Origin of the sequence: Bradyrhizobium lablabi, from assembly GCF_001440475.1 — a bacterium.
Taxonomy (GTDB): Bacteria; Pseudomonadota; Alphaproteobacteria; order Rhizobiales; family Xanthobacteraceae; genus Bradyrhizobium; species Bradyrhizobium lablabi.
Genome location: NZ_LLYB01000037.1, coordinates 1 through 23,195 on the forward strand (window position 1 = coordinate 1; position 23,195 = coordinate 23,195).

The 23,195-nt window shown below is 64.0% G+C and carries 24 protein-coding genes and 1 riboswitch; of the genes, 10 read left to right on the forward strand and 14 right to left on the reverse strand.

The genetic code is table 11. From position 1 onward, the window contains the following. Positions 1-675: 50S ribosomal protein L25/general stress protein Ctc (locus tag CQ14_RS03405; protein WP_057856536.1), on the reverse strand; the 675-nt coding region annotated here is incomplete at its 3' end. Positions 676-962: 287 nt separating this feature from the next. Continuing rightward, the gene (locus tag CQ14_RS03410; protein WP_057856581.1) at positions 963-1,256 is read right to left on the reverse strand and encodes an accessory factor UbiK family protein; all 294 of its coding nucleotides are present in this window, start codon (positions 1,254-1,256) and stop codon (positions 963-965) included. Between the two features lie 183 nt (positions 1,257-1,439). Here CQ14_RS03410 and CQ14_RS03415 point away from each other — a divergent pair, with 183 nt between their 5' ends. The 5 genes from CQ14_RS03415 to CQ14_RS03435 all read left to right on the forward strand — a co-directional run bounded on the left by CQ14_RS03415 (position 1,440) and on the right by CQ14_RS03435 (position 5,920). Beyond that, a complete protein-coding gene (locus CQ14_RS03415) occupies positions 1,440-2,174 on the forward strand; it encodes a dienelactone hydrolase family protein (RefSeq protein WP_057856537.1) in 735 nt (244 codons plus the stop codon). An 11-nt stretch (positions 2,175-2,185) separates the two neighbouring features. Next, positions 2,186-3,028 (forward strand): prolipoprotein diacylglyceryl transferase, encoded by an 843-nt coding sequence (gene lgt, locus CQ14_RS03420; RefSeq protein WP_057856538.1) that lies wholly within the window; start codon positions 2,186-2,188, stop codon positions 3,026-3,028. 8 nt (positions 3,029-3,036) lie between these two features. Next, a complete protein-coding gene (locus CQ14_RS03425; protein WP_057856539.1) occupies positions 3,037-4,164 on the forward strand; it encodes a class I SAM-dependent methyltransferase in 1,128 nt (375 codons plus the stop codon). After that, positions 4,161-4,925 (forward strand): peptidoglycan editing factor PgeF, encoded by a 765-nt coding sequence (pgeF, locus tag CQ14_RS03430; RefSeq protein WP_057856540.1) that lies wholly within the window; start codon positions 4,161-4,163, stop codon positions 4,923-4,925. Before CQ14_RS03425 ends, pgeF begins: the two co-directional genes overlap by 4 nt. 62 nt (positions 4,926-4,987) lie before the next feature. Continuing rightward, on the forward strand, positions 4,988-5,920 hold the full coding sequence (locus CQ14_RS03435; protein WP_057856541.1) for a MerR family transcriptional regulator: 933 nt from the start codon (positions 4,988-4,990) through the stop codon (positions 5,918-5,920). Positions 5,921-5,944: 24 nt separating this feature from the next. On the opposite strand, the gene CQ14_RS03440 is transcribed toward CQ14_RS03435, so the two are convergent. Further along, complete coding sequence (locus CQ14_RS03440) at positions 5,945-6,946, reverse strand: NADP-dependent oxidoreductase (protein WP_057856542.1); 1,002 nt, start codon at positions 6,944-6,946, stop codon at positions 5,945-5,947. A gap of 133 nt (positions 6,947-7,079) precedes the next feature. Here CQ14_RS03440 and CQ14_RS03445 point away from each other — a divergent pair, with 133 nt between their 5' ends. Continuing rightward, positions 7,080-7,700, forward strand: coding sequence for a hypothetical protein (locus CQ14_RS03445; RefSeq protein WP_057856543.1), 621 nt, complete (start codon positions 7,080-7,082; stop codon positions 7,698-7,700). Positions 7,701-7,868: 168 nt separating this feature from the next. Next, positions 7,869-8,822, forward strand: a complete 954-nt coding sequence (locus CQ14_RS03450; RefSeq protein WP_057856544.1) for a ribose-phosphate pyrophosphokinase — start codon at positions 7,869-7,871, stop codon at positions 8,820-8,822. Between the two features lie 109 nt (positions 8,823-8,931). Here CQ14_RS03450 and CQ14_RS03455 read toward each other — a convergent pair whose 3' ends face one another. From CQ14_RS03455 to CQ14_RS03500, 10 genes are all read right to left on the reverse strand, one after another. Continuing rightward, complete coding sequence (locus CQ14_RS03455) at positions 8,932-9,741, reverse strand: SDR family NAD(P)-dependent oxidoreductase (RefSeq protein WP_057856545.1); 810 nt, start codon at positions 9,739-9,741, stop codon at positions 8,932-8,934. Positions 9,742-9,823: 82 nt separating this feature from the next. Beyond that, positions 9,824-10,285, reverse strand: coding sequence for an SRPBCC family protein (locus CQ14_RS03460; protein ID WP_057856546.1), 462 nt, complete (start codon positions 10,283-10,285; stop codon positions 9,824-9,826). Between the two features lie 9 nt (positions 10,286-10,294). Next, a complete protein-coding gene (locus CQ14_RS03465; RefSeq protein ID WP_057856547.1) occupies positions 10,295-11,128 on the reverse strand; it encodes an XdhC family protein in 834 nt (277 codons plus the stop codon). A gap of 12 nt (positions 11,129-11,140) precedes the next feature. Next, positions 11,141-12,343: a vWA domain-containing protein gene (locus CQ14_RS03470; RefSeq protein ID WP_057856548.1), complete on the reverse strand. Its 1,203-nt coding sequence runs from the start codon at positions 12,341-12,343 to the stop codon at positions 11,141-11,143. Beyond that, the gene (locus CQ14_RS03475; protein WP_057856549.1) at positions 12,340-13,212 is read right to left on the reverse strand and encodes an AAA family ATPase; all 873 of its coding nucleotides are present in this window, start codon (positions 13,210-13,212) and stop codon (positions 12,340-12,342) included. Before CQ14_RS03475 ends, CQ14_RS03470 begins: the two co-directional genes overlap by 4 nt. Before the next feature lie 10 nt (positions 13,213-13,222). Continuing rightward, entirely contained in the window at positions 13,223-15,643 is a 2,421-nt protein-coding gene (locus tag CQ14_RS03480) for an aerobic carbon-monoxide dehydrogenase large subunit (RefSeq protein ID WP_057856550.1), read from the reverse strand. After that, positions 15,640-16,140, reverse strand: coding sequence for a (2Fe-2S)-binding protein (locus CQ14_RS03485; RefSeq protein WP_057856551.1), 501 nt, complete (start codon positions 16,138-16,140; stop codon positions 15,640-15,642). The genes CQ14_RS03480 and CQ14_RS03485 overlap by 4 nt, the downstream gene beginning before the upstream one ends. Positions 16,141-16,154: 14 nt before the next feature. After that, on the reverse strand, positions 16,155-17,018 hold the full coding sequence (locus CQ14_RS03490) for an FAD binding domain-containing protein (RefSeq protein ID WP_057856582.1): 864 nt from the start codon (positions 17,016-17,018) through the stop codon (positions 16,155-16,157). 170 nt (positions 17,019-17,188) lie between these two features. Beyond that, on the reverse strand, positions 17,189-18,418 hold the full coding sequence (locus tag CQ14_RS03495; protein ID WP_057856552.1) for an MHYT domain-containing protein: 1,230 nt from the start codon (positions 18,416-18,418) through the stop codon (positions 17,189-17,191). A gap of 181 nt (positions 18,419-18,599) precedes the next feature. Then, positions 18,600-19,181 (reverse strand): 6,7-dimethyl-8-ribityllumazine synthase, encoded by a 582-nt coding sequence (locus CQ14_RS03500; RefSeq protein WP_057856553.1) that lies wholly within the window; start codon positions 19,179-19,181, stop codon positions 18,600-18,602. A 77-nt stretch (positions 19,182-19,258) separates the two neighbouring features. Then, positions 19,259-19,411, reverse strand: a riboswitch (FMN riboswitch). A 187-nt stretch (positions 19,412-19,598) separates the two neighbouring features. On the opposite strand from CQ14_RS03500, the gene CQ14_RS03510 reads away from it, so the two are divergent. Further along, complete coding sequence (locus CQ14_RS03510) at positions 19,599-20,576, forward strand: Bug family tripartite tricarboxylate transporter substrate binding protein (protein ID WP_057856555.1); 978 nt, start codon at positions 19,599-19,601, stop codon at positions 20,574-20,576. Positions 20,577-20,587: 11 nt separating this feature from the next. Here CQ14_RS03510 and CQ14_RS03515 read toward each other — a convergent pair whose 3' ends face one another. Further along, entirely contained in the window at positions 20,588-21,283 is a 696-nt protein-coding gene (locus CQ14_RS03515) for a class I SAM-dependent methyltransferase (RefSeq protein WP_057856556.1), read from the reverse strand. Positions 21,284-21,551: 268 nt separating this feature from the next. On the opposite strand from CQ14_RS03515, the gene CQ14_RS03520 reads away from it, so the two are divergent. Continuing rightward, the gene (locus tag CQ14_RS03520; protein ID WP_057856583.1) at positions 21,552-22,598 is read left to right on the forward strand and encodes a glycosyltransferase family 2 protein; all 1,047 of its coding nucleotides are present in this window, start codon (positions 21,552-21,554) and stop codon (positions 22,596-22,598) included. Then, positions 22,595-23,194 carry a class I SAM-dependent methyltransferase gene (locus CQ14_RS03525; RefSeq protein ID WP_057856557.1) on the forward strand — a complete coding sequence of 200 codons (600 nt, stop codon included), beginning with the start codon at positions 22,595-22,597 and terminating at the stop codon, positions 23,192-23,194. The genes CQ14_RS03520 and CQ14_RS03525 overlap by 4 nt, the downstream gene beginning before the upstream one ends. Position 23,195 lies beyond the last annotated feature (1 nt).

A 23,195-nucleotide genomic window follows, 5' to 3' on the forward strand; every position in this document is an offset into this window, starting at 1 on the left:
AGCTGCAGCACCTGCCGCAGGCGCGGCAGCAGCGGCCGGAGCGGCACCCGCCGCCGGAGCAGCAGTGCCTGCAGCCGCGGCAGCCGCTGCAGCCTTCTGTTCTTCGGCGTAGCCGGACGGCGGCACGATGGTGACGAGCGTCGCATCCTCACGCGACAGCGCCTTCACGCCGGCCGGCAGCTTGATGTCGGAGAGATGCAGCGAGTAGCTGATTTCCAGCGCGCCAACGTCGGCTTCGAGGTACTGCGGGATGTTATCGACCGAGCACTCGAGATCGACGGTATGGGTGACGATGTTGACCGTGCCGCCGCGCTTGACGCCGGGCGAGGTTTCGCCGTTGACGACGTGCAAGGGAACGCTGACGCGGATGGTGGCGCCTTCGCCCAGCCGCAGGAAGTCGACATGGAGCGGGAAGTCCTTCACCGGATCGAGGTGGAAGTCGCGCGGAATCACGCGGTGCTTCTTGCCCTCGAGATCGATGTCGAACAGCGTGGTCAGGAACCGGCCCGCCAGGATGCGCTGGCGCAGTTCCTTGTCGTCGACCGAAATGGTCACGGGGGGCTGGTTGTTGCCGTAGATCACTCCGGGCACTCTCCCGGCGCGACGCTCTGCCCGGGCGGCCCCCTTGCCGCTCTGCGGACGCGCGGTCGCCTTCAATTCCTTGACGGTCGCCATCGTGCTAAGTCCTTGTTTTCTAAAAAGTTAAAGGCCGCATCGCGGCCCGTTGGCGTCCTACAGCAAGCCTCCAGGGGTGCGGGGGCTGCGGACGTGGCGGGCTTTTAGCCCCAAAGGGGCGAAATGACAAGGAAATGAAGGGATTTTTCTGCAGCTTTAGGGGCCGATGAAGGCCCCAAAAGCCGTCATGCCCGGCGTTGGACCGGGCATCCACGTTCTTGCCGCCGCGACGAAGAGCGTGGATGGCCGGGAATGTAGCCGGCCATGACGATGGGTGATGAAATCCCCTACCCGTCCGCCTTCGTGGTGCCGGCATCCGGGGCGGCCGGCGAAATGCCGAGCTTGGCTTCCAGCGCCGCGATCCGGCTCTTGAGCGCCTCGTTTTCCTCGCGCGCCAAGCGGGCCATGTCCTTGACCGCGTCGAACTCCTCGCGCTTGACGAGATCGAGGTCGCGCAGGATGCGTTCGGCCTGGTTGCGCATGACCGTATCGACCTCGCGCTTGACGCCCTGCGCGGCGCCGGCGGCGTCGTTCATCAAACGGCCGATCTCGTCGAAAAACCGATTGCTGGTCTGGGTCATCTCAAAACGCTCCGGTCGCTGCAAATTGATCGTCACAAGACAATGGCAATCCCGGGAGAAACGTTCAAGAGCGCGGTTCAGGGCCCGACGTGACCGCTGCTCGCCTTGTCATGCTGCGGTTTCCTTGCAATCGTATCGAACACTTAAGCCAGCCCCCAGAATCACAAGCAAAAAGAAACGCCCATGATCGACCACCAAATCGATATTGCGACCAAGGACGGCAAGACCACGACCTTCATCACCCATCCCGAGCGCGGCGGGCCCTTCCCGGTCATCATCTTCTACATGGATGCGCCGGCGATCCGCGAGGAATTGCGCGACATGGCGCGTCGCCTCGGCACGTCGGGCTATTACGTGATGCTGCCAAACCTGTATTACCGTTCGGGCGTCATGGAGCTGGGGCCGATCCCGCCGGATCCGGAGGCGCCCGAGCGCAAGCGGATGTTCGGCTTCATGAACTCCATCAACATTCCCATGGTGATGGACGACACCAAGGCCCTGCTCGCTTATGCAGAGACTCAGCCTGCGGCAAACACGAAGATCGTCGGCACCGTCGGCTACTGCATGAGCGGCCGCTATGCCGTCAACGCGGCGACGCAGTTTCCGGATCGCGTGAAGGCGGCGGCTTCCATCTACGGCACGCATCTGGCGACCGACCAGGCCGACAGCCCGCATCTGGCTGCATCGAAGACCAAGGCTGAGTTGTATTTCGCCTGTGCCGAGACCGATATCTATGCGCCGCAGGAAATCATCGACAAGCTGAAGCAGGCGATGCAGGGAACCAAGAACGAGGTCGAGATCTTTCCCGATACCCATCACGGCTTCGCTTTCCCGAAGCGGCCGGTCTATCACCGCGACGCCGCCGAGCGGCACTGGGAGCGGCTGTTGGCGCTCTATCACCGCAACCTCGCGCAGTAGACCACCGCCCGATGTCCTTCCTCACCATCGCCTTTCCGGAAATCGATCCGGTCGCCATTTCGATCGGACCGTTCGCGATCCGATGGTATGCGCTGGCCTATATCTGCGGCATCGTGCTCGGATGGATCTATGCGCGCGTGCTGATCAGAAGCGAGAAATTGTGGGGCGGGCCGGCGCCGATCGCGCCGGTGCAACTCGACGACTTCATTCTCTGGGTCACGCTCGGCATCATCATCGGCGGCCGCACCGGCTATGTGCTGTTCTATAACCCGGCCTTCTTCATCCAGAATCCTGCCGCCATTCTCAAACTATGGGAAGGCGGCATGTCCTTCCATGGCGGGTTTCTCGGCTGCGTCGCGGCGGTGATGCTGTTTGCGATCAAGAACAACATCTCCATCCTGTCGCTTGGCGACATCACGACCGCCGTCGCTCCGATCGGAATATTCCTCGGGCGGCTCGCCAACTTCATCAAGGGCGAGTTGTGGGGACGGCCGGCGGATGCCAGCGTGCCCTGGGCCATGGTGTTTCCCGATGGCGGGCCGCTGCCGCGTCACCCGAGCCAGCTCTACGAGGCCGGGCTCGAGGGCATCCTGCTGTTTGCGGTTCTGGCTGTCATGGTCCGGATGGGCGCGCTGAAGCGGCCCGGCCTGATCCTCGGCAGCTTCATTGCAATCTACGCGCTTGCGCGCATTGCGAGCGAGTTTTTCCGCGAACCCGATCCCCAGCTCGGATTTTTGTGGGGCGAGCTGACCATGGGTATGCTGTTATCGGTGCCGATGGTCATTGCCGGGGGCATCCTGATCATGGTGGCATGGCGCCGCGGAACGCCGCAGCATATAGAGAAGTCGATTTAAGGCAGGCCGTGACCGAATTTTCACCGTTGCAGGCGGAGATCCACAAGCTGATCCGATCGTCAGGACCGATGCCGGTCTGGCGGTACATGGAGCTGTGCCTGATGCATCCCGAGCACGGCTATTACGTGTCGCGCGATCCGTTGGGCCGCGAGGGCGATTTCACCACCGCGCCCGAAGTCAGCCAGATGTTCGGCGAACTGCTCGGCCTGTGGGCGGCCTCGGTCTGGAAGGCGATCGGCTCGCCGCCTGCGCTGCGGCTGGTCGAGCTTGGTCCCGGCCGCGGCACCATGATGGCGGACGTGCTGCGCGCGGTCCGGGTGCTGCCGCCGCTCTATCAATCGCTCCACGTCGACCTCGTCGAGGTCAATCCCGTGCTGCGCGAGAAGCAGCGGGCGACGCTATCCGGCGTGCGCAACATCACCTGGCATGACAACATCGACGACGTGCCCGAGGGTCCCGCGGTCATCCTCGCCAACGAATATTTCGACGTGTTGCCGATCCATCAGGTGGTGAAGCGCGAGACCGGCTGGCACGAGCGCGTCGTCGAGCTCGACGCCGATGGCAAGCTGATATTCGCAGCCGCGGACGATCCGATACCACGCTTTGAGGTGCTGCTGCCGCCGCTGGTGCGCGTGGCTCCGATCGGCGCCGTGTTCGAATGGCGGCCGGACCACGAGATGATGAAGATCGCGACACGGGTGCGCGACCAGGACGGCGCGGCGCTGATCATCGATTACGGCCATGTGCGCAGCGACGCCGGGGATACTTTCCAGGCGATCGCCCGCCACAGCTTTGCCGATCCCCTGAAAAATCCGGGACAGGCCGACGTCACCGCCCATGTCGATTTCCAGGCGCTGGCGCGCGCGGCGGAAGACGTCGGTGCGCGCGTTCACGGCCCGGCGACGCAGGGTGACTTCCTCAAGCGGCTCGGCATCGAAACCCGGGCGGTCACACTGATGGGAAAAACCACCGCGGAAGTTTCCGCCGATATTTCCGCCGCGCTGAAGCGCCTGACCGACAGCGGCCGCGGCGGCATGGGATCGATGTTCAAGGTGCTTGCGGTCACCGAGCCCAATCTCACCTCGGTCGCAGGTCTCAGCGACGAACCGCCGGCGCCCGGAGAAGAAACGGAATGACGTTCGGATCATCGCTGCTCTCTGCCATTCCCGGGCTGCGCCACGCCTTCTTCACCCGCGAGGGCGGGGTATCGAGCGGAATTTATGAGGGCCTCAATGGCGGCCTCGGCTCGAACGACGATCCGGCTCATGTCGCGGAAAATCGCCGTCGGATGGCCGAGCAGATGGGCGTTGCGCCCGAGCGCCTCCTCAGCGTGCACCAGATCCACTCGCCCGATGTCGTGGTGGCGACCGGACCATGGCAAGGCGACAAGCCGCGCGCCGACGCGCTCGTCACCCGCACCGAAGGCATCGCGATCGGCGTTACCGCTGCGGATTGCGGGCCGATCCTGTTTGCCGACGCCAGCGCTCGCGTGATCGGCGCGGCCCATGCCGGCTGGAAGGGCGCGCTGACCGGCGTGCTGGAATCCACCATCGAGGCGATGGAAAAGCTCGGCGCCGACCGCTCCGGCATCGTCGCTGCCATCGGTCCGCTGATCCGCCAGCAGTCCTATGAAGTCGGCAGCGAATTCGTCGAGCGCTTCATGGATGCCGACGCGGAGAACGGCGTGTTCTTCATTCCCTCGGCTCGATCGGGCCACGCCATGTTCGACCTCGCCGGATTCATCCGCATGCGGCTGGAGAATGCCGGCATCCTGATGATCGACGATATCGGCGTCGACACCTATTCTGACGAGCGCTTCTACAGCTACCGCCGCTCGGTGCACCGGAAAGAGCCGGACTACGGCCGCCACGTCCACGCGATCGCGCTGGAAAGCTGATTTCGTATTTCGGTCGCTTGCAGCCTTGACTCTCCACCCGGTGGAGGCTGCACAACGCCCGCATGACACACCGAACCTACAGCATCGGCGAAGCGTCGCGCCTCAGCGGAGTTTCCGTGCGGCGATTGCGCTTCTACTCCGACCAGGGACTGCTGCCGCCGGCAGGACGGACGGAGAGCGGCTATCGCGTATTCACCGATAGCGAACTCGTCCGCCTCGATCTTATCAGCTGCCTGCGTGACGCCGGTCTCGGCCTCGATGCCATTCGGGAGGTGTTGTCGAAGGAACTTTCACTGACCGAGGCACTGACGCTTCGCCTTCGGGCGATCGAGGCCGAGATCGCAGCCCAACGCCGGATCGCGGCGGCGCTGCGTACAGCGCTTCGTTCGCCCGAACTCACCGAAGCCGACTTGAGGAGAATCTGGACCATGACCAAATTGTCACGCGATGAACGACGCAGCGTCGTCGAGGCGTTTTACGAACGGGTCTCTGACGGCGTGAACATCGATCCCAAATGGATGCGCCAGATGATCGAAGACAGCGTGCCCGAACTGCCCGAAGATCCGACGCCCGCGCAATGCGACGCCTGGATCGAACTCTCCGGCATGCTCAACGATCCCGGCTTTGCTGCCAACATGCGAAACAACGCCAAGGACATCTGGGACGACGCCACCTTCGACCCCAAGGCCTGGCAGACCGAAGGCGACGCCATGCTGGTAAAGGCCAGGGACGCCATCGCGCGCGGTCTGGAGCCTGCTTCGGAAACCGGCAACGCGCTGGCAAGTGAGTGGCTGGAAACCTCGGCCCGGCTCACCGGACGGAGGCCTGACGCGGATTTCCGCATCTGGCTGCGCGCCAAATATGAGCAGCATGACGCCCGCGCGGCCCGCTATTGGGAGCTGGTCGCGATCCTGCGCGGCCAATCGCCCAGCAGCAGCCCGAATCGGGAATGGTTGTGGATTGCCGCGGCCATGACGCACCATCTCGCCGAATAGAACGCCGGCGGGCGAGTCATTCGTCTACCGCACCTTCAACACCACCTTGCCTCGCGCGCGCCCTGCTTCGAGATAGGTCAGCGCCGCCGGCAACTGCTCGAAGTCAAATTTGCGATCGACCACCGGCCTGATCGCGCCGCCGTCTACCAGGGCAGCGATGTCGCGCAACTGGTCGCCGTTGGATTCCGTGAAGGACCATTCGTATCGCGCCCCGGCGGCCGCGCTGGCGGCGTAAACCTTCCGGCCCATCAGCCAGACGACGATACCCACGAGCAGCCCGGCGCCTTCGCGCCGGGCGAAATCCCGGTCCGGTGGCCCGCTGAGCGAGATCACCACGCCGCCGCGCTTCACCACCTTGAAGGCATCGACGGTGAATGCGCCACCGAGCGTGTCGTAGACGATATCGTAATTGCCATCCTGCTGAAGATAGTTCTCGCGGTCGTAGGCGATGACGCGGTCAGCTCCGAGTGAAGCGACGAAATCCGCGTTTTTCGAACTTGTCGTCGACGTCACGTGAAGGCCGAGATGCTTCGCGTATTGAACTGCGAAGGTGCCGACGCCGCCGGAGCCGGCGTGGATCAGGATCCGCTGCCCGGACTTCGCACCGGCACGCCCGAACATCTGCACCGTGGTCAGCCCGACGAGCGGCAGCGAAGCCGCTTCTGGGTGTGAAATTGTGGCCGGCTTCAGCGCGACGAGATTCTCGCCAAGGGCGATTTGCTCAGCAAATGTGCCAATCGTGTCGCGCGACGCGCGCACATAGACCGCATCGCCCGGTTTGAATTTCGACGCCCTGCTCCCCACCGAGGTCACGACACCGCTGGCATCGAAGCCGAACGGGCGCGGCAGTTGATATTTCGAGACCCGCTTCAGATCGCCATGCACCATCTTGAAGTCGATCGGATTGAGGCTGGCGGCATGAATTTCGATCAGAACGTCGCCAGGGCCCGGGACTGGATCGGCGAGTTCGGCAAGGCGGACGTGATCGGCGACCGCACCATAGCCGTCGAGAACAAAGGCTCGCATGGATCGATCCTGTGGGTCGAAGAATTCTGGCAACAACAAGGTGAAGCGAGTCGAGCGCGAATTAATCTTTTTGGTGAGCCGGTGTGTCCGCTGCCCTAGACCTTAACACATTTTAACGATATCGCAGGGAACCATGAGGAACTCCCTGACCGCTTCGTGCCTGCAAGCCCCGCGCGCCATGATCGCGGCAGTGCTGCTTATTGTCGCCTCCACGCTCGGCGGCTGTGCCGGCGGCGGCGCGGCCAGCGGGTCCTACGCGATGGCAACGAGCGCGGGTGGCGGGCCCACCGTGGCGTTCGAATCGATCGACGGTCCGCCTCCGCAGGTGTTCGACCGGATGGTCAGCGTGCTCGACAGCGAATCGAAGCTGCGCAACCTGTCGATCGTCTCCCGCGAGGGCGGCGCATCCTACCGCGTGCGCAGCTATCTCTCGGCGCAGGTGGTTCGCGGCAAGACCGTGATCGCCTGGGTCTGGGACGTCTACGACAACAACCAGCAGCGTGCGCTGCGGCTTTCCGGCGAAGAAGCCACCGGCAAGGCCAACCGCGACGCCTGGGCGGCGGCCGACGACCTGGTCTTGCGCAAGATTGCACAGGCTGGCTTCAGCGGTCTCGCCGGCATGGTTAACGGAACCCCCGATACGGCGCCTGCGCCTGCCCCAGAGCGCCGCGGTCCCGCGGTAGCGAGTGTGGAAGAGACCGTACCCGCCCAGGGTGCCGTGGGCGCCATGGCGCTGGGATACAGCGCCCAATAATTGGCCCCGGAATAGTCCGGTAACGGCCTATTTTTCGCCGGGAAAACCGGGGCGACGGGTTGCCAGCCGAGCCACCTGCCTGATATCTCCTCGCTCACCAAAACGCGCCGGTTCCCGAGGATTTCTATGCTGAACGTCGTATCCAGCAAGGCGCGAGGAGAAGTGTCAATGGCGGCCAAGAACGGCTCGATCAAGCTGGTCGCCGGCAATTCCAACCCCGCGCTGGCCCAGGAAATCGCCAACTGGCTGCATTTGCCGCTGACCAAAGCCAGCGTCCGCCGGTTTGCCGACAACGAGATTTTCGTTGAGGTTTTGGAGAACGTGCGCGGCTCGGATGTCTACATCATCCAGTCGACGTCGTTTCCAGCCAACGACCACCTGATGGAATTGCTGATCATCACCGATGCGCTGCGCCGCTCGTCCGCGCGCCGCATCACCGCGGTGATTCCCTATTTCGGCTACGCCCGGCAAGACCGCAAGGTCGGCTCGCGCGCGCCCATATCAGCCAAGCTGGTTGCCAACCTGATCACCCATGCCGGCGTCGACCGCGTCATGACGCTCGACCTGCATGCCGGTCAGATCCAGGGCTTCTTCGACATTCCGACCGACAATCTCTATGCCTCGCCGGTGATGGTGCGCGACATCAAGGAGCGCTTCGACCTCGCCAACGTCATGGTGGTTTCGCCCGACGTCGGCGGCGTGGTGCGCGCGCGCGGGCTGGCGAAGCGCATCAACACTTCGCTCGCCATCATCGACAAGCGCCGCGAGCGCGCCGGCGAATCCGAGGTCATGAACGTGATCGGCGATGTCGCCGGATTCACCTGCATCCTGATCGACGACATCGTCGATTCCGGCGGCACGCTGGTGAACGCCGCCGACGCGCTGCTCGCCAACGGCGCCAAGGACGTCTACGCCTATATCTCGCACGGCGTGCTGTCCGGCGGCGCCGCGGCGCGCATCGCCGGCTCGAAGCTGAAAGAACTCGTCATCACCGATTCGATCCTGCCGACCGAGGCCGTCACCAAGGCGCCCAACATCCGCACGCTCCCGATCGCGCCGCTGATCGCGGAAGCGATCAGCCGCACCGCGGCCGAAGAATCGGTGTCCAGCCTGTTCGATTAGGGCAAGGCCCGTAGGGTGGGCAAAGGCGCGATAGCGCCGTGCCCACCATCTCTCCACGAGCAAGGTCTTGAATGGTGGGCACGCTGCGCTTTGCCCACCCTACAGCATCTCATTCAAACCCTGGTCGCGGTACCAGGTTCATCAGCATATTGGCGTAGCCGCCATCGACCATGATCTCCTCGCCGTTGATGTAGGACGCCCGGTCGCTGGCGAGGAACAGAATGGCATCGGCCATGTCCTGCGGCATCCCGACCCGGCGCAACGGCACTACGGCCGAGCGCCGCTCGGTCACCCCTGGCGTATCGTAGAATGCCTGGCTCATCGGCGTGATCACCATGCCGGGACTTACGACGTTGCTGCGGATGCCGTGCGGCCCCCACTCATTGGCGAGCTGGCGCGACAGCATGATCACGCCGGCCTTGCTGACGCTGTAGGCTCCGCTCTGCCCCTGCGCATTGCTACCGGCGATCGAGGCCACGTGCACCAGGCTGCCGCGGCCATGCGCGCGCATCTGCCGGCCGAACACCTGCGCGCAGAGAAAGTAGCCGGTCAGGTTGACGGAGAGAACAGCGTTCCATTCGGCAAGCGTCAGGGCGTCGAGTGCGCCGGGCCGCAGCACGGCGGCAGTGTTGACCAGCACACCGCACGGCCCCAGCGATTTTTCGATCGTAGCGGACGCGGCGGTCACGCTCGCGACATCAGACGTATCGCAGCGGGCGATGGCATGATCAGCACCAAGCTTGCCGAGTTCGGCGCGCGTCACCTCGAGACCGCGTTCATCGAGATCGATGGCGGCAACGCGGGCGCCGGCCTGGGCAAGACTTAGCGCGACGGCGCGGCCGATGCCGCCGCCCCCGCCCGTCACCACGCAGACGCGGCCTGACAGGCCGAGCCAATCGGAAGATTTTTGTTCGGCCATGACGTCCGCACGCTCCCATCCAGTGACACGACTGGCGGCAGCATAGCTGAAAGCGGGTCCGTATCGAGAGATGATTCCGGCGCTAGACGCCGGCCGCGACGTTCTTTCCGACCACCTCGCCGAACGATTTGAAAAATTCCGCCGCAAGCTTTCTTGCGGTGGAATCGATCAGGCGCGCGCCGAGCTGGGCGAGCTTGCCGCCGATCTGCGCGTCGACCTCGTAGTGCAGCACCGTGATGTCAGGCGCCCCGGATTCGAGGCGCACGAGCGCGCCGCCCTTGGCGAATCCGGCCACTCCACCGGAGCCCTCGCCCGAAATGCGGTAGCTGTTGGGCGGATCGAGATCGGACAAAGTCACCTTGCCGCCAAAGGTCGCCTTCACGGGTCCGACCTTGAAGACGACGGTCGCGGTCATCTCGGTAGGCGAGGACATGTCGAGGGACTGACAGCCCGGGATGCATTGCTTCAGAATCTCGGGATCGTTGAGCGCCGCCCAGACCTCTTCCTTCGAGGCCGGGATGCGCTGGCTGTCGTTCATCTGCATGGTCAGTCCTTAGCTCCTCGAGGGATTGGCCGTGCGCTGGCCGCGCCGGCGTTCGACGGTGATTTCAGCGAGGATCGACATCGCGATCTCCTCCGGCGTGATCGCGCCGAGATCGAGCCCGGCCGGCGCCTTGACGCAGTCGACCGCGGCCGCCTCCGATCCGCCGGCCACGAGCTTTTTGCGCAGCGCCGCCATCTTGCGGCGGCTGCCGACGAAGGCGTGATACTCGGCCTTGATGGCGAGCGCGGCGCGCAAGGCGACCTCGTCGCCCTTGCCCTGGGTCGAAACCACGACGAAACGCCTGGTGTCATTGAGGTAGCTGGGCGTGAACCCGTCGATGATGACATCGGCATCGGGCTCGGCGGCGATATCCGCCGCCGGCGCGGCCAGCGTAACGTGATAGCCGAGCTGGCGCGCCTGGGCAGCCAGCGACATCGCGACCGGGCTTGCGCCGAGGATCACCAGCGAGGGATGCGGCAATACCGGCTCGACGAAGATATCCATCGTCCCCCTGCTCGGACACAGGTTGCTGGCAAAGCGGATGCCCTCGCGATCGTCGCCCGGCTTGACGCCGAGTTCGGCGAGGAGATTTTCGGGCTGTACCGATACCATGCGCGGTTTCCCGTCCAGCAGCGCTTCGCGTGCGGCCTTCAGCACCGCGCCGCGCGCGCAGCCGCCGCCGATCCAGCCTGCGACGATGGTGCCATCAGGGCGAATGATCGCCTTCGCGCCGGCTTTCGCAGCTGTGACCGATACCGTACGCACCACCGTCGCCAGCACGAACGGCTGCTCGGCGGATTTCATCTGCGCGACCAGATCCATCACTTCGACATGCGCGCTCATCGGTTATCTCATCTACAGTTTAGCCAAATAAGGTTCGAGCGCGGCCAGGCTGTTGAGCGTATTGGCCGGCGCGTAGAGATCGACATGTGGCAGCGCCGCCTTGATGCCTGCCGCCTCGGGTGCGTAGCCCTCCCACGCCATCATCGGATTGAGCCAGACGATGCGGCGGCAGCGGCGGCCGAGCGCCGCCATCTCGCGGCCCAATAGCGCGGCGTCCCCGGTCTCGTAGCCGTCGGACACGATCATCACGACGGTGCGCGAGTGGATCACGCGCGCCGCATGCCAGCGATTGAACGTCTGCAGGCTCTCGCCGATTTTGGTGCCGCCGCCGGCGCCCTGCGCCAGGATCGAGAGCCGATCGAGTGCGCGTGCGGCGTCCTTTTCCTTCATCGCGTCGGAGACGTGCGCCAGCCGCGTGTGGAACAGGAACGCTTCGGCTTCGCGAAACTGGTCAAGCACGCCGTGGATGAAGCGCAGGAAGACGCCGGTGTACATGCTCATCGAACCCGAGGCATCGAGCAGCATGACGAGCCGCAGCGGCTTGGTCTTGCGCTGGCGCCTGACGAGGTCGATCGGCACGCCGCCATGGCTGATATTGCCGTGAATGGTGCGTCGCAGATCGAGCCGGTAGCCGCGCCTCCGAGCGAGGTCGCGACGGCTCAACCGGGTGCGCATGGCGCGCGCGAGCCGCGCGGCCGCTTCATGCGCCTGCCCGATTTGCGCGGGATCGGCCAGTTTACGAAAATCCACCTCGGCCAGATTGTCAGCGCGCGAGGCCCCTTCCATGCGGCCCTCGCCGACGCGATCGGCGCCGGCATCGTCAGTGGATGGAACCTGATCCATCGCGGTCTCGCTCCCGGAGCGCTGGCCGTCAGCCAATGTCTTCAGCGACGGATTGTTCGCAGCCTTCGACGAGCCTGTCGTCATCGACCGCGACCGCACGCGCCTGCCGAGCCAGAACGCGTCAAAGATGCCGTCGAATTTTTCCCAGTCGGATTTCCGCGCCGAGAACAGGTGCTTGAACGCCGAACGCAGCAGGCCCGGTTTGGCCGCGTAGCCAGCCGTCATCAGTTCCGCCGCATCCTGGCCCTCGGCAAGGCCAACAGCGAATCCGCTGTCGCGCAGGGTTTTCAGAAACGCAGCGAGCCTTGACGAGACAAGGCGCGAGACCTCGTCGAGCTCTTCGTAACCGGGATTGGTGCCGCAGCAGCTCATGCGACTTTCCCCAGCAGGCGTTCGCTGACTTCGCGCGTGACACGCGACTTGTCCTCATGGGTCTTGAGCAGGCACATCAGGGTCTCGTGGACCGTCTCGGGCGCGTCATGGAGATCGCGGACGCCGAGCCCGACCAGTGCCGCCGCCCAATCCAGCGTCTCCGCGACGCCCGGCACCTTGCGCAACTCTTCCTTGCGAACGCCCTCCACCATGCGCGCAATCTGCAGCGCGAGCGATGCGCCGGCGCCATCGATCCGCGCCATGATGATGCGTGCTTCGCGATCGACATCGGGATAATCGACGTAGTGATAGAGGCAGCGGCGACGCAGCGCGTCAGAGAGTTCGCGCGTCCCGTTCGAGGTCAGCACCACATGCGGGATCGCGGTTGCCTTGATCGTACCGAGTTCGGGGATCGAGACCTGAAAGTCCGACAACAGTTCAAGCAGGAACGCCTCGAACTCGTCGTCGGCGCGATCGATCTCGTCGATCAGCAGCACCGGCGGCCTGTCGCGCCTGATGGCGGCCAGCAGCGGCCGCTCCAGCAGATATTTTTGCGAGAAGATCTGATCTTCGACCGCATCGGGGTCATCGCCGCGGTGCGCCTGGATCGACAGCAACTGCCGCTGGTAGTTCCACTCATAGAGCGCGGCCGATTGATCCAGCCCCTCGTAGCACTGCAGGCGGATCAGCTCGGTCGTGTGCACCGATGCCAGCGCCTTCGCCACCTCGGTCTTGCCGACGCCCGCCTCGCCTTCCAGCAACAGCGGGCGCTTCAGCATAAGCATCAGCGAGATCGCGGTCGCGAGTTCCGCATCAGCGATGTAGCCCGAGGCGGCCAGTCGTTCCGCGATCTCTTTGCGATCCTTCATTTCAGCGTCTCTAGGCAACAGCCCCCAGATCCTTCGCCGCCTTCCAGTTACGCCAGTAATCGTGCGGCATCTGGATATGGGTGGAGCCAAGGAACGAGAAGGCGTCGTTGACGGCGTTGGAGAATGCAGGCACGCCGCCGACATTCGGACTCTCGCCAACGCCCTTGGCGCCGATCGGGTGATGCGGCGACGGCGTGACGGTGAAGTCGGTTTCCCAATGCGGGGTCTCGACCGCGGTCGGCATGAAGAAATCCATGAACGAGCCGGTGACCACGTTGCCGTCGGCATCGTACCGGATTTCCTGACCCATCGCGATTGCGAACGCCTCGGTGAGGCCGCCATGGACCTGGCCCTCGATGATCATCGGATTGATGCGGGTGCCGCAGTCGTCCAGCGCGTAGAAGCGCCTGACCTTGTAGACCCCGGTATCGACGTCGATGTTCATCACGCAGATGTAGGCGCCGAACGGATAGGTCATGTTGGGCGGATCGTAGTAGCTTACCGCCTCAAGGCCCGGCTCCATGCCGGGAGGAACCGAATTGTAGGCCGCCCAGCAGATGTCCTTCATCGACATCGTCTTCTCCGGCAGACCCTTGACGCGGAAGCCGTCGATATCCCATTCGAGGTCGTCTTCGTGCACCTCGAGCTTGTAGGCCGCGATCATTTGCGCCTTGGCCTTGATCTTGCGCGCCGCCATCGCAATCGCGGCGCCCGCGACCGGCGTCGAGCGCGAGCCGTAGGTGCCGAGCCCGTAAGGCGCGGTGTCGGTGTTACCTTCCTCCACCATGATGTTGTCGGCGGGAATGCCGATCTCGGTCGCGATGATCTGCGCCCAAGTGGTCTCGTGGCCCTGGCCCTGGCTCTTGGTGCCCATCCGCGCGATGCCTGCTCCCGTGGGATGCAGGCGGATTTCGCAGGAGTCGAACATCGCGATGCCGAGAATGTCGCAGTTCTTCGAGGGACCGGCGCCGACGATCTCGGTGAAGAACGACACGCCGACACCCATGATCTCGCGCGTCTCGCCGCGCTTGAACGCTTCACGTAGCGCAGCCTGCTCTTTGCGAAGTTCGGCGTACTTCACCGTCTCCATCGCCTTTCGCATGGCGGTGGCGTAGTCGCCGGAATCATATTCCCAGCCCAGCGCGGAGTGATACGGGAATTGCTCCGGCTTGATGAAGTTCTTCAGCCGCAGCTCTGCCGGATCCATTCCGAGCTTTTGCGCCAGAATGTCCATCGCACGCTCGATGCAATAGGCTGCCTCGGTGACGCGGAACGAACAGCGGTAGGCGACGCCACCCGGCGCCTTGTTGGTGTAGATGCCGTCGACCGACAAATGCGCGGTCGGGAAATCGTACGACCCGGTGACGATGTTGAAGAACCCGGCCGGCCACTTCGACGGGTCGGCGCAGGCGTCGAATGCGCCGTGATCGGCCAGCACATGGACGCGGAGGCCGGTGACCTTGCCCTCCTTCGTGGAGGCGATCTCGGTCGTCATGTGGTAGTCGCGCGCAAACGACGTGGCCGTCAGATTCTCGATGCGGTCCTCGACCCATTTCACCGGCTTGCCGGTGACGATCGAAGCGACCGCGGCACAGATATAGCCGGGATAGGCGCCGACCTTGTTGCCGAAGCCGCCGCCGATGTCCGGCGAGATCACATGGATCTTCTGTTCCGGCAGTTTTGCGATCAGCGACACCACGGTGCGGATGACGTGCGGGGCCTGGAAGGTGCCCCAGATCGTCAACTCGCCCTTGATCTTGTCGAAGGAGCAGACGCACTGGCAAGTCTCCAGCGGCGACGGATGGGTGCGATGGTAGGAGATCATCTCCTTGATCGTCACCTCGGCCTTGCGGAAGGCGGCGTCGGTCAGGTCCTTGTCGCCGACAGTCCACTCGAAGATGTGGTTGTGATGCTTGCGCGGACCATGCGCGCCCGTGGTCTTGCCGGCGAGATCCTCGCGCAGCACCGGCGCATCCGGCGCCATCGCCTTGAACGGATCGATCAGCGGCGGCAATGGTTCATATTCGACCACGACCTTGTTGATGCCGTCGTCGGCCGCGTAGCGGTCGGTAGCGACGACGAAGGCGACCTCCTGATTCTGGAACAGGACCTTGCCGTCGGCCAGCACCATCTGCACGTCGCCGGCCAGCGTCGGCATCCAGGCGAGGTTCACCGTCTTCAGCGTCTCGGCGGTGATGACTGCCAGTACACCCGGCACCTTCAGCGCCTCGGTGTCGTCGATCTTCTTGACGCGCGCATGCGCATGCGGCGATCTGACAAAATCGCCGTGCAGCATGCCCGGCAGTTTGACGTCGTCGACATAGTTGCCCTTGCCCTGGGTGAAGCGGATGTCCTCGACCCGCTTGCGCTTGCAGCCCATGCCTTCGAGTTTGGCTTCGCGTTGTTCCCGCGTGGGAGTCATGTCGTTCATTCCGCGGCCTCCCTGAATTCCACGCCATTGATCTTGGCGGCGGCGTACTGGATCGCCTTGACGATGTTCTGGTAGCCGGTGCAGCGACAGATGTTGCCGGAGATACCCATGCGGATTTCCGTTTCCGTCGGTGACGGATTCTCCTTGAGCAGGCGGTGCGCGCGCATGATCATGCCGGGCGTGCAGAAGCCGCATTGCAGCCCGTGCATCATGCGAAAACCTTCCTGCAGCGCCGACAGCGAGCCGTCGGCATTGGCCATGCCTTCGATGGTGGTGATGTCGGAACCCTGGGCCTGCACCGCGAACATGGTGCAGGACTTCACCGACATGCCATCGATATCGACGGTGCAGGCGCCGCAATGGGTGGTTTCGCAGCCGATATGGGTGCCGGTCATCTGCAGGTTTTCGCGGATGAAGTGCACCAGCAGCGTGCGCGGCTCGGCGAGGCCTTCGACCTCGGCGCCATTCACCTTCATGGTGATGTGGGTTTTTGCCATTTTGTGATCCCCTCTCAACTTGCGCGGCCGGCGGCGCGCTGCAGCGCGCGCATCACCATGATGCCGCCGACATGCTTGCGGTATTCGACCGGCCCGCGGGCGTCCGCGGCCGGCGACATGATGGCTTCCGCGGCGGCGGCAGCCTTCTTCAGCGTGGCCGGATCGAGGCTGGTGCCGATCACCGCCTTGGCGGCGTCCTCGGCAAGTAGCGGCGTTTCCGAAAGGTTCGTTAGCCCAATCTTGCAAGTGGCCACCTTGCCGCCCGCCATCGTCAGCACGACCGCGGCAGCGGCAGTGGCGTAATCGCCCACCTTGCGCTTGAGCTTTTCATAAGCGTAGCCGTGACCGGCGGCGGGTACCGGAATGGCGACCGAGGTCAGGAGTTCACCGGGTTCGAGCGCGGTGAAATAGGCCCCTTGGTAGAACTCGCTGGCGGCGACCTCGCGTGCGCCGGACGTCCCTTCGAGGCGATAGCTTGCGCCCAAGGTCATCATCAGCGCCGGCATGTCGTTGCCGGGATCGCCATTGGCGAGGTTGCCGCCGATGGTGCCGCGATAGCGCACCTGCGGATCGGCGATCAGGAGCGCGGTTTCGTCCAGAATGGGCAAGGACCTGCCGATCTCGTCGGACGCCAGCAATTCGTGCTGGGTGGCCATCGCGCCGATCACGATTGTGTTGCCGTCGCGCCGGATGCCCTTGAGGCCTGCGATGCCATGCAGATCGACCAGGTGCTCCGGCGTGGCGAGCCTGAGCTTCATCATTGGAACCAGGCTGTGGCCGCCAGCCAGCGGACGGGCTTCGTCCCCCAGATTCGAGAGCAATTTCACCGCATCGGCCACGGTCGCCGGCCGATGGTAGCTGAATGGGCCAGGGATCATCGTCTCCTCCAACTCGTCCTTCGCGCAGAAGGCGCTGACGTTGGAAGCGAAGGTGTGTCCTCGTATTTTTCGAAGCAATCACGGCGGCACAGGCCGAGAAGATTCGCACGAAGTGCGGAAAGCCGCGCACGAAATGCGTCAGGTTCTACGACCTAACGGACGATGAGCAGCTAGGCGTGACGCCGTGTCAGCCCGAGCCGGGCTTTCACCTCGGCGATCTTGGCCCGGCTCACCGGCACCCGATGCGGTGATGGGCCGTCGAGTTCGATGATGGCGCCATCGCCTTCCTTGCGGACGAAGGTGACGTGCGCCATCGCCACGATGTGGCTGCGGTGCACACGGACGAACAGTCCGGGGTCAAGCTGGGCTTCGGCCTCCGAGATCGACCACGGGCACATCCGCTCCCGGGTGCCGTCATGCACCTTGGTATAGTGAGCGTCGGCCCGGACGCTCCTGACGTCGGCGGTATCGATGAAATGGGTGCCGTCGGCACCTTCGACCGGCAACCGCGGTGCGGGTGCGGCGCGAGGCGGCTGCCCGATGCCGCCGAGGGGCGTCGGCCGCAGCCGCGGACTGGACGAGGCGGCGCTGGAGTCCGTCGGCGGAATGGTTGCAACAAGGGCCGCGGCCTCGGGGGCGGCCGCCGCGGGGATGGCGGCAACCGCATCTGTCGTTGCCGCGACCTTCTTGCGCGGGTCCGGCACCAGCGACAGCAGGAAGCCCGCAGCAATTACGAAGCAGAGCAGCGCCACGACCAGCGACAGCATTTGCGACGATGCGGCAAGGCCGTCGACGTGGTGAGGCGCTCCTTGCGATGGTGGAACCAGATGCATGCCGGCCATCGCCGTGTAGTGCATGCCCGCCACCGCGAAGCCGTAGGCGACTGCGCTCAGTGCGAGTTGCACGCCCCCCTGCCGCGCCAGAAATGCACGGAGGCCGCCATAAGCGGTGGCGATCGCAATCAGGACCGACAGCGCGACCATCGCAACGTCATGCGTCATGACGAAATTGCCGGACAATCCATGCATGCCGACATAGTGCATGCTGGCGATGCCGACCCCGAGCAGCACCGCCGAGGACACCACCCGAAAAACCGGCGGCTCGCCGACGCTGACAAGAAACACGGAAATGCCGACGACCAGCGCGCAGATCAGGAACGAGACGATGGTCGGCAACACCAGATAGACCGTGCCCGCCGGCAGCGGGGCCGCCAGCATGCCGACGAAATGCATGGTCCAGATGCCGATGGCGAGGAAGAATGCCGCGCCCGCGAGCAGCACGCGATGACTGGCATCCGGCGTCCCGCGGATGCGCGCAGTAAGGCCGAAGCCGGTATATCCTCCCAGAATCGCGATCACCACCGAGAGCGCGACGAGATAGGGATCGTGTCCTTCGAACATGATCGTCTCGGCCGCCCGTCTCCACGGACGTGCCTCCTCCCGCCGCCGAGTTTACAGGTCTGGCATCGGAAATGACAATCGGTCGATTGCCGGGTCTTGTCACCAGATGTGTTTTCCCGGCGACGGGCCCACCCCGCAACAACAAATGCGGGGCGAGCTTTCGTTTGCAATGCCTTGAGTTTTACACAATCCCCGCGGCCACTTGTCCGCGCAGCCGCTCCAGGCTGTGCAGCGTGTTGGCGCAGGCTTCCGCGACCTCGATGCCCTTGATGACAAAGTGCTTGCGGAAGAAATCGTGATGCACGGCGCTGTCGTGAAATTGCTGCGGCGTCAACACCGCGGAGAACACCGGCACCTCGGTCCGCAATTGCACGTCCATCAGCGCCTTGATCACGGTATCGGCGACGAATTCGTGGCGGTAGATGCCACCATCGACCACGAGACCTGCGGCCACGATGGCGGTGTAGCGCCGCGTCTTGGCGAGCAGTTGCGCATGCAAGGGGATCTCGAACGAGCCCGGCACCTCGAACAGATCGACCTGCGCGCGCGTGATGTGGCGCGCCTCGATCTCTTCGAGGAAGGCGATGCGGCATTCCTCGACGACGTCGCGGTGCCAGGACGACTGCACGAAGGCAATGCGTTGCGGCTTGACGAAGCGCGGATGTACCGGCGCCGGCGGCCGCTCGGGCACGTCAGGGACGTGACTGGCTTCGGCTGTCTGGGGTGGGGATTGGACTTCAGGTTCTAGCAACGTCTGATTCATGGCTTTCCTCTTTCAGGACCAGAATCAGGGCATACGGAACGACGTCGGCCCACGCGCAAACGTGCGAGGCCGCCGCAAACCGTTCTCTTTCATCCGGACTGTAACCGTCGGCTTCGGATTCACACCGAATCTGCTGACCCTTCTTCCCGGGAGGGAAGAAGGCGCTCGCGGGCTTGGGCTACGTCACCCTTACCGCCGGTGGGGATTTTCACCCCGCCCTGAGAACATCGGCCGCCCGGAATGGACGACCTACCTTGAGAATATGACCAAGGCCGGGGCGACAGCAAGCGCCTTTGACATTGGGAATCGGCATGTCCCCATGCCGCCGGGACAGGGCGCGTAGCAAAAGGCTGACGCCCTTTACTCAGCCCGCCGCAGTTGGGATAGGGTTGTACTCAAAAAGGGGGGACACTCGACATGAAACTTCTACGCCGGAATTTCCTCAAACTTGCCGGCGCGCTGATCGCCGCGCCCGCCTTGCCGCACCTCGCATCGGCGCTGGATTATCCGACACGGCCGACGAAAATCGTGGCGGGCTTCGCCGCCGGCGGCGGCGTCGACATCACCGCGCGCCTGATCGGCCAGTGGCTGGCCGACCATCTCGGGCAGCCCTTCGTGGTCGAGAACCGGACCGGCGCCGGCGGCAATATCGGCACCGAGGCGGTCGTGAACGCGGCGCCCGACGGCTACACGCTGCTGCTGGCGACGGTGCCGAATGCGGTGAACGCCTCGCTCTACGAAAAGCTCAGCTTCAATTTCGTTCGCGATATCGCGCCGGTTGCCGGCGTCATCCGCGTGCCAATGGTGGTGCTGGTTCACCCCTCGGTGCCGGCGCAGACGCTGGCCGAATTCATCGCATACGCCAAAGCCAATCCCGGAAAGGTCAACATGGCCTCGGCCGGCAGCGGCAGCGCGCCGCACATGGCGGGCGAATTGTTCAAGATGATGACCGGCGTCGACATGGTCCACGTCCCCTATCGCGGCCAGGGCCCGGCGATGACGGATCTGCTCGGCGGCCAGGTGCAGATCCTGTTCGCGGCCGCGCCCGGCACCGCCGATCACATCAGGACCGGCAAGCTGCGGGCGCTAGCGGTCACGACGGCTGCGCGCATGACCGAACTGCCGGAGGTGCCGACGGTGGGCGATGTCGTGGCGGGCTATGAAGCCAGCCAATGGTACGGCTTCGCCGCGCCGAAAAACACGCCGGCCGAGATCGTCGACAAGCTCAACAAGGAGATCAACACGGCCATCGCCGACCCCGGCATGAAGACCCGGCTTGCCGCGATCGGCGGCGCACCGATGCCGGGCTCGGCAGCCGATTTCGGCAAGTTGATCGCCGACGAAACCGAGAAATGGGGCAAGGTGGTCCGCGCTGGCGGGCTGAAGCCGGAGTAAGCGGGCTCCGGCTAGATCTTGCGCGCGAAGGCCACGTATTGCGCACCGAGCGGAAGCCAGCCGAGCCTCGACTCAAGCGGCCGCAATCGCGCCAGCGCTCGCGGGAAGAACAAATTGTATTGAATGCGCGGCAACGTCCATCCCGCATCCCGCAATCGCTTCGAGAGACTGCCCGCGAAAATCAGCCTGGCGTTCTCGTCGAACGGGCAGGTATTCACCGCATGAACGGTGAGCGGGTTCAGCGGATTGTGCTCGAAGATGGCGATCAGTCCGCCCGGCCGCGTAATCCGGTGCAATTCCTTCAGCCACATCACGTGCTCGCCATGCGGGATGTGGTGGAACACGCAGGCCGAGAACGCGACATCAAACGAACCGGTGTCGCAGGGGATGCGACCCTCCTCGATCAAAACGCAATTGCCGTTTCCAGGGTAGCGCTGCTTGCCCAGCGTGAGGCTGCGCTCCGAGACATCTGACGATGTCAGGGCAGCGTCCGGGAAATAGGTTCGAAAAAATGGAATCGAGTTGCCGATCCCCGAGCCGAAATCGCAGATCCGCGACACGCTGATCTGCTCGCGCTCAACGATCTGCCGGAGCTGCCTGATCTTGTATTCGGCGAAGTATTCCGGGCCCTCGCCGGTGACGGCGACATTCTCGCGATGCTGCTCGTAGTAGGCGTCGGCGAAGCGATCGAATTCGGCCTTGTCCATGCAGGCGATCCAGGTTCTTGAAAAGGCGCCGGCCGGGTGGATGTGCACGGGCCGACGGTCGTCGTGACGCAACGTTTAGACAGCGCCTAAACATTTGATTAATTGCGCCAAGCTTGGCTTGGACGAATCGTAACCCCGCGGCTCTAAAAATTGATGAACAATTAACCGGGCTTCATCGATTATCTCAGGCAGCACTTCGCATCGATTCATTGCCCGACAGGCTGCCAAACCCATGGAAATTCAGGACGGGATACCGCGTCCCGGCAAGATGTTTCTGTCCATCGTTGTACCCTGCTACAACGAAGAGGAGGGCCTGCGCGAATTCCATTACCAGATGACTTCAGCCGCGCGTGCGCTGTGCGGCCAGCGGTTCGAGCTGATCCTGGTCGATGACGGATCGACCGACGACACCTGGAAGCTGATCAACCAGCTCTCTGGCGAAGACCGCAATGTCGTCGCCGTACGCTTGTCGCGTAACCACGGACACCAACTGGCGCTGACGGCGGGACTGTCCACCGTGCGCGGCGACCTCGTGCTGGTCATCGATGCCGACTTGCAGGATCCGCCGGAACTGTTGACGCCGATGTACGAGATGATGGCGCGCGAAAATGCCGACGTCGTCTACGGCCTGCGGCGCAGCCGCGGCGGCGAAACCCGCTTCAAGAAGAAGTCTGCCGAAGCCTTCTATCGCCTGCTCGCCCGCATCACGCGCGTCCAGATTCCGGTCGATACCGGCGATTTCCGGCTGATGAGCCGCCGCATCTCCGACCAGCTCGTGCAGATGCCGGAGCATGATCGTTTCATCCGCGGCATGGTGGCCTGGCTCGGCTACAAGCAGGTCGCCTACGAATACGACCGCAATCCGCGCCATGCCGGCACGACCAAATATCCGTTGGCGAAGATGATCGGCTTTGCCGCCGACGCGCTGATCAGCTTTTCCATGGTGCCGTTGCGGATCGCGACCTATGTCGGCGCGCTCCTGACCACCGTCCTCACCTTTGTCGGCATCGGCGCCGTCATCAGCTGGATTCTCTCGGGCACCGTGCCCGGCTGGACCAGTCTGACGCTGCTGGTGGTGATGATTTCGTCGGTCCAGCTCCTCGTGCTCGGGCTGATCGGGGAATATATCGGCCGCCTCTATATCCAGTCCAAGAACCGCCCGCTGTTCGTGATCTCGCATATCCACCGGCGCGGACGGCTGCCGCACCATACGACTGACGGCGAGGATCGCGTCGAGCAAGCGTCGTTCAAGACCCTGCTGGCCCAATCGGGGCCGAACGCGCGCAGCCATGTCTATGACGAGGCCTCCTCATGAAGGCGATCCTGAACCATCCCGCGCTGTACCAGGCCTACCAGAACGCCGGCGGATTCTTCGGCGCCCGGATAAAGGCGATCGCCGATTATCTGACGCTGCGGCCGGGAATGCGGGTGATCGACGTCGGATGCGGGCCCGGTCATATCCTCCGCCATCTGCCCGAGGACATCGACTATACCGGCTTCGATATCGACGAGGCCTATATCGCCTATGCGCGGCGGTCATTCGGCCATCTCGGCACGTTTCATTGCCGCCATTTCGACGCCGCGGCCGCCCGTGAGTTCGCCGGCGCCGACGTCGTCATGATGAACGGCGTTCTGCATCACATCGGCGACGACGGCCTGCAGACCACGCTTGCCGACATCCGCGACGTCCTCAAGGAAAACGGCGTCCTGTTCACGCTCGACGGCTGCTATCGCGAGGGACAGTCACGTGTCGCCAAATGGCTGCTCGACAACGACCGCGGTGAATTCGTCCGCGACCGCGACGGCTACGACAAGGTGCTTCGCCGCGCCTTTGGAAAAGTGAACCTCGCGATTCGCGACGACTATTCGCGCGTGCCCTACACGTTCATCATCGGCGTCTCGCAGAAATAGC

Bases quoted from the DNA above. Each gene is read 5' to 3' on its own strand.
- CQ14_RS03500 (WP_057856553.1), bottom strand. From the start codon at position 19,181: ATGAATCAGACGTTGCTAGAACCTGAAGTCCAATCCCCACCCCAGACA.
- CQ14_RS03410 (WP_057856581.1), bottom strand. From the start codon at position 1,256: ATGACCCAGACCAGCAATCGGTTTTTCGACGAGATCGGCCGTTTGATG.
- CQ14_RS03475 (WP_057856549.1), bottom strand. From the start codon at position 13,212: ATGAAGGATCGCAAAGAGATCGCGGAACGACTGGCCGCCTCGGGCTAC.
- CQ14_RS03460 (WP_057856546.1), bottom strand. From the start codon at position 10,285: ATGCAGATGAACGACAGCCAGCGCATCCCGGCCTCGAAGGAAGAGGTC.
- CQ14_RS03435 (WP_057856541.1), top strand. From the start codon at position 4,988: ATGACACACCGAACCTACAGCATCGGCGAAGCGTCGCGCCTCAGCGGA.
- CQ14_RS03415 (WP_057856537.1), top strand. From the start codon at position 1,440: ATGATCGACCACCAAATCGATATTGCGACCAAGGACGGCAAGACCACG.
- CQ14_RS03455 (WP_057856545.1), bottom strand. From the start codon at position 9,741: ATGGCCGAACAAAAATCTTCCGATTGGCTCGGCCTGTCAGGCCGCGTC.
- CQ14_RS03450 (WP_057856544.1), top strand. From the start codon at position 7,869: ATGGCGGCCAAGAACGGCTCGATCAAGCTGGTCGCCGGCAATTCCAAC.
- CQ14_RS03470 (WP_057856548.1), bottom strand. From the start codon at position 12,343: ATGAGCTGCTGCGGCACCAATCCCGGTTACGAAGAGCTCGACGAGGTC.
- CQ14_RS03495 (WP_057856552.1), bottom strand. From the start codon at position 18,418: ATGTTCGAAGGACACGATCCCTATCTCGTCGCGCTCTCGGTGGTGATC.
- CQ14_RS03525 (WP_057856557.1), top strand. From the start codon at position 22,595: ATGAAGGCGATCCTGAACCATCCCGCGCTGTACCAGGCCTACCAGAAC.
- CQ14_RS03515 (WP_057856556.1), bottom strand. From the start codon at position 21,283: ATGGACAAGGCCGAATTCGATCGCTTCGCCGACGCCTACTACGAGCAG.
- CQ14_RS03465 (WP_057856547.1), bottom strand. From the start codon at position 11,128: ATGAGCGCGCATGTCGAAGTGATGGATCTGGTCGCGCAGATGAAATCC.
- CQ14_RS03510 (WP_057856555.1), top strand. From the start codon at position 19,599: ATGAAACTTCTACGCCGGAATTTCCTCAAACTTGCCGGCGCGCTGATC.
- CQ14_RS03445 (WP_057856543.1), top strand. From the start codon at position 7,080: ATGAGGAACTCCCTGACCGCTTCGTGCCTGCAAGCCCCGCGCGCCATG.
- CQ14_RS03490 (WP_057856582.1), bottom strand. From the start codon at position 17,018: ATGATCCCTGGCCCATTCAGCTACCATCGGCCGGCGACCGTGGCCGAT.
- CQ14_RS03440 (WP_057856542.1), bottom strand. From the start codon at position 6,946: ATGCGAGCCTTTGTTCTCGACGGCTATGGTGCGGTCGCCGATCACGTC.
- CQ14_RS03485 (WP_057856551.1), bottom strand. From the start codon at position 16,140: ATGGCAAAAACCCACATCACCATGAAGGTGAATGGCGCCGAGGTCGAA.
- lgt (WP_057856538.1), top strand. From the start codon at position 2,186: ATGTCCTTCCTCACCATCGCCTTTCCGGAAATCGATCCGGTCGCCATT.
- pgeF (WP_057856540.1), top strand. From the start codon at position 4,161: ATGACGTTCGGATCATCGCTGCTCTCTGCCATTCCCGGGCTGCGCCAC.
- CQ14_RS03480 (WP_057856550.1), bottom strand. From the start codon at position 15,643: ATGAACGACATGACTCCCACGCGGGAACAACGCGAAGCCAAACTCGAA.
- CQ14_RS03520 (WP_057856583.1), top strand. From the start codon at position 21,552: ATGTTTCTGTCCATCGTTGTACCCTGCTACAACGAAGAGGAGGGCCTG.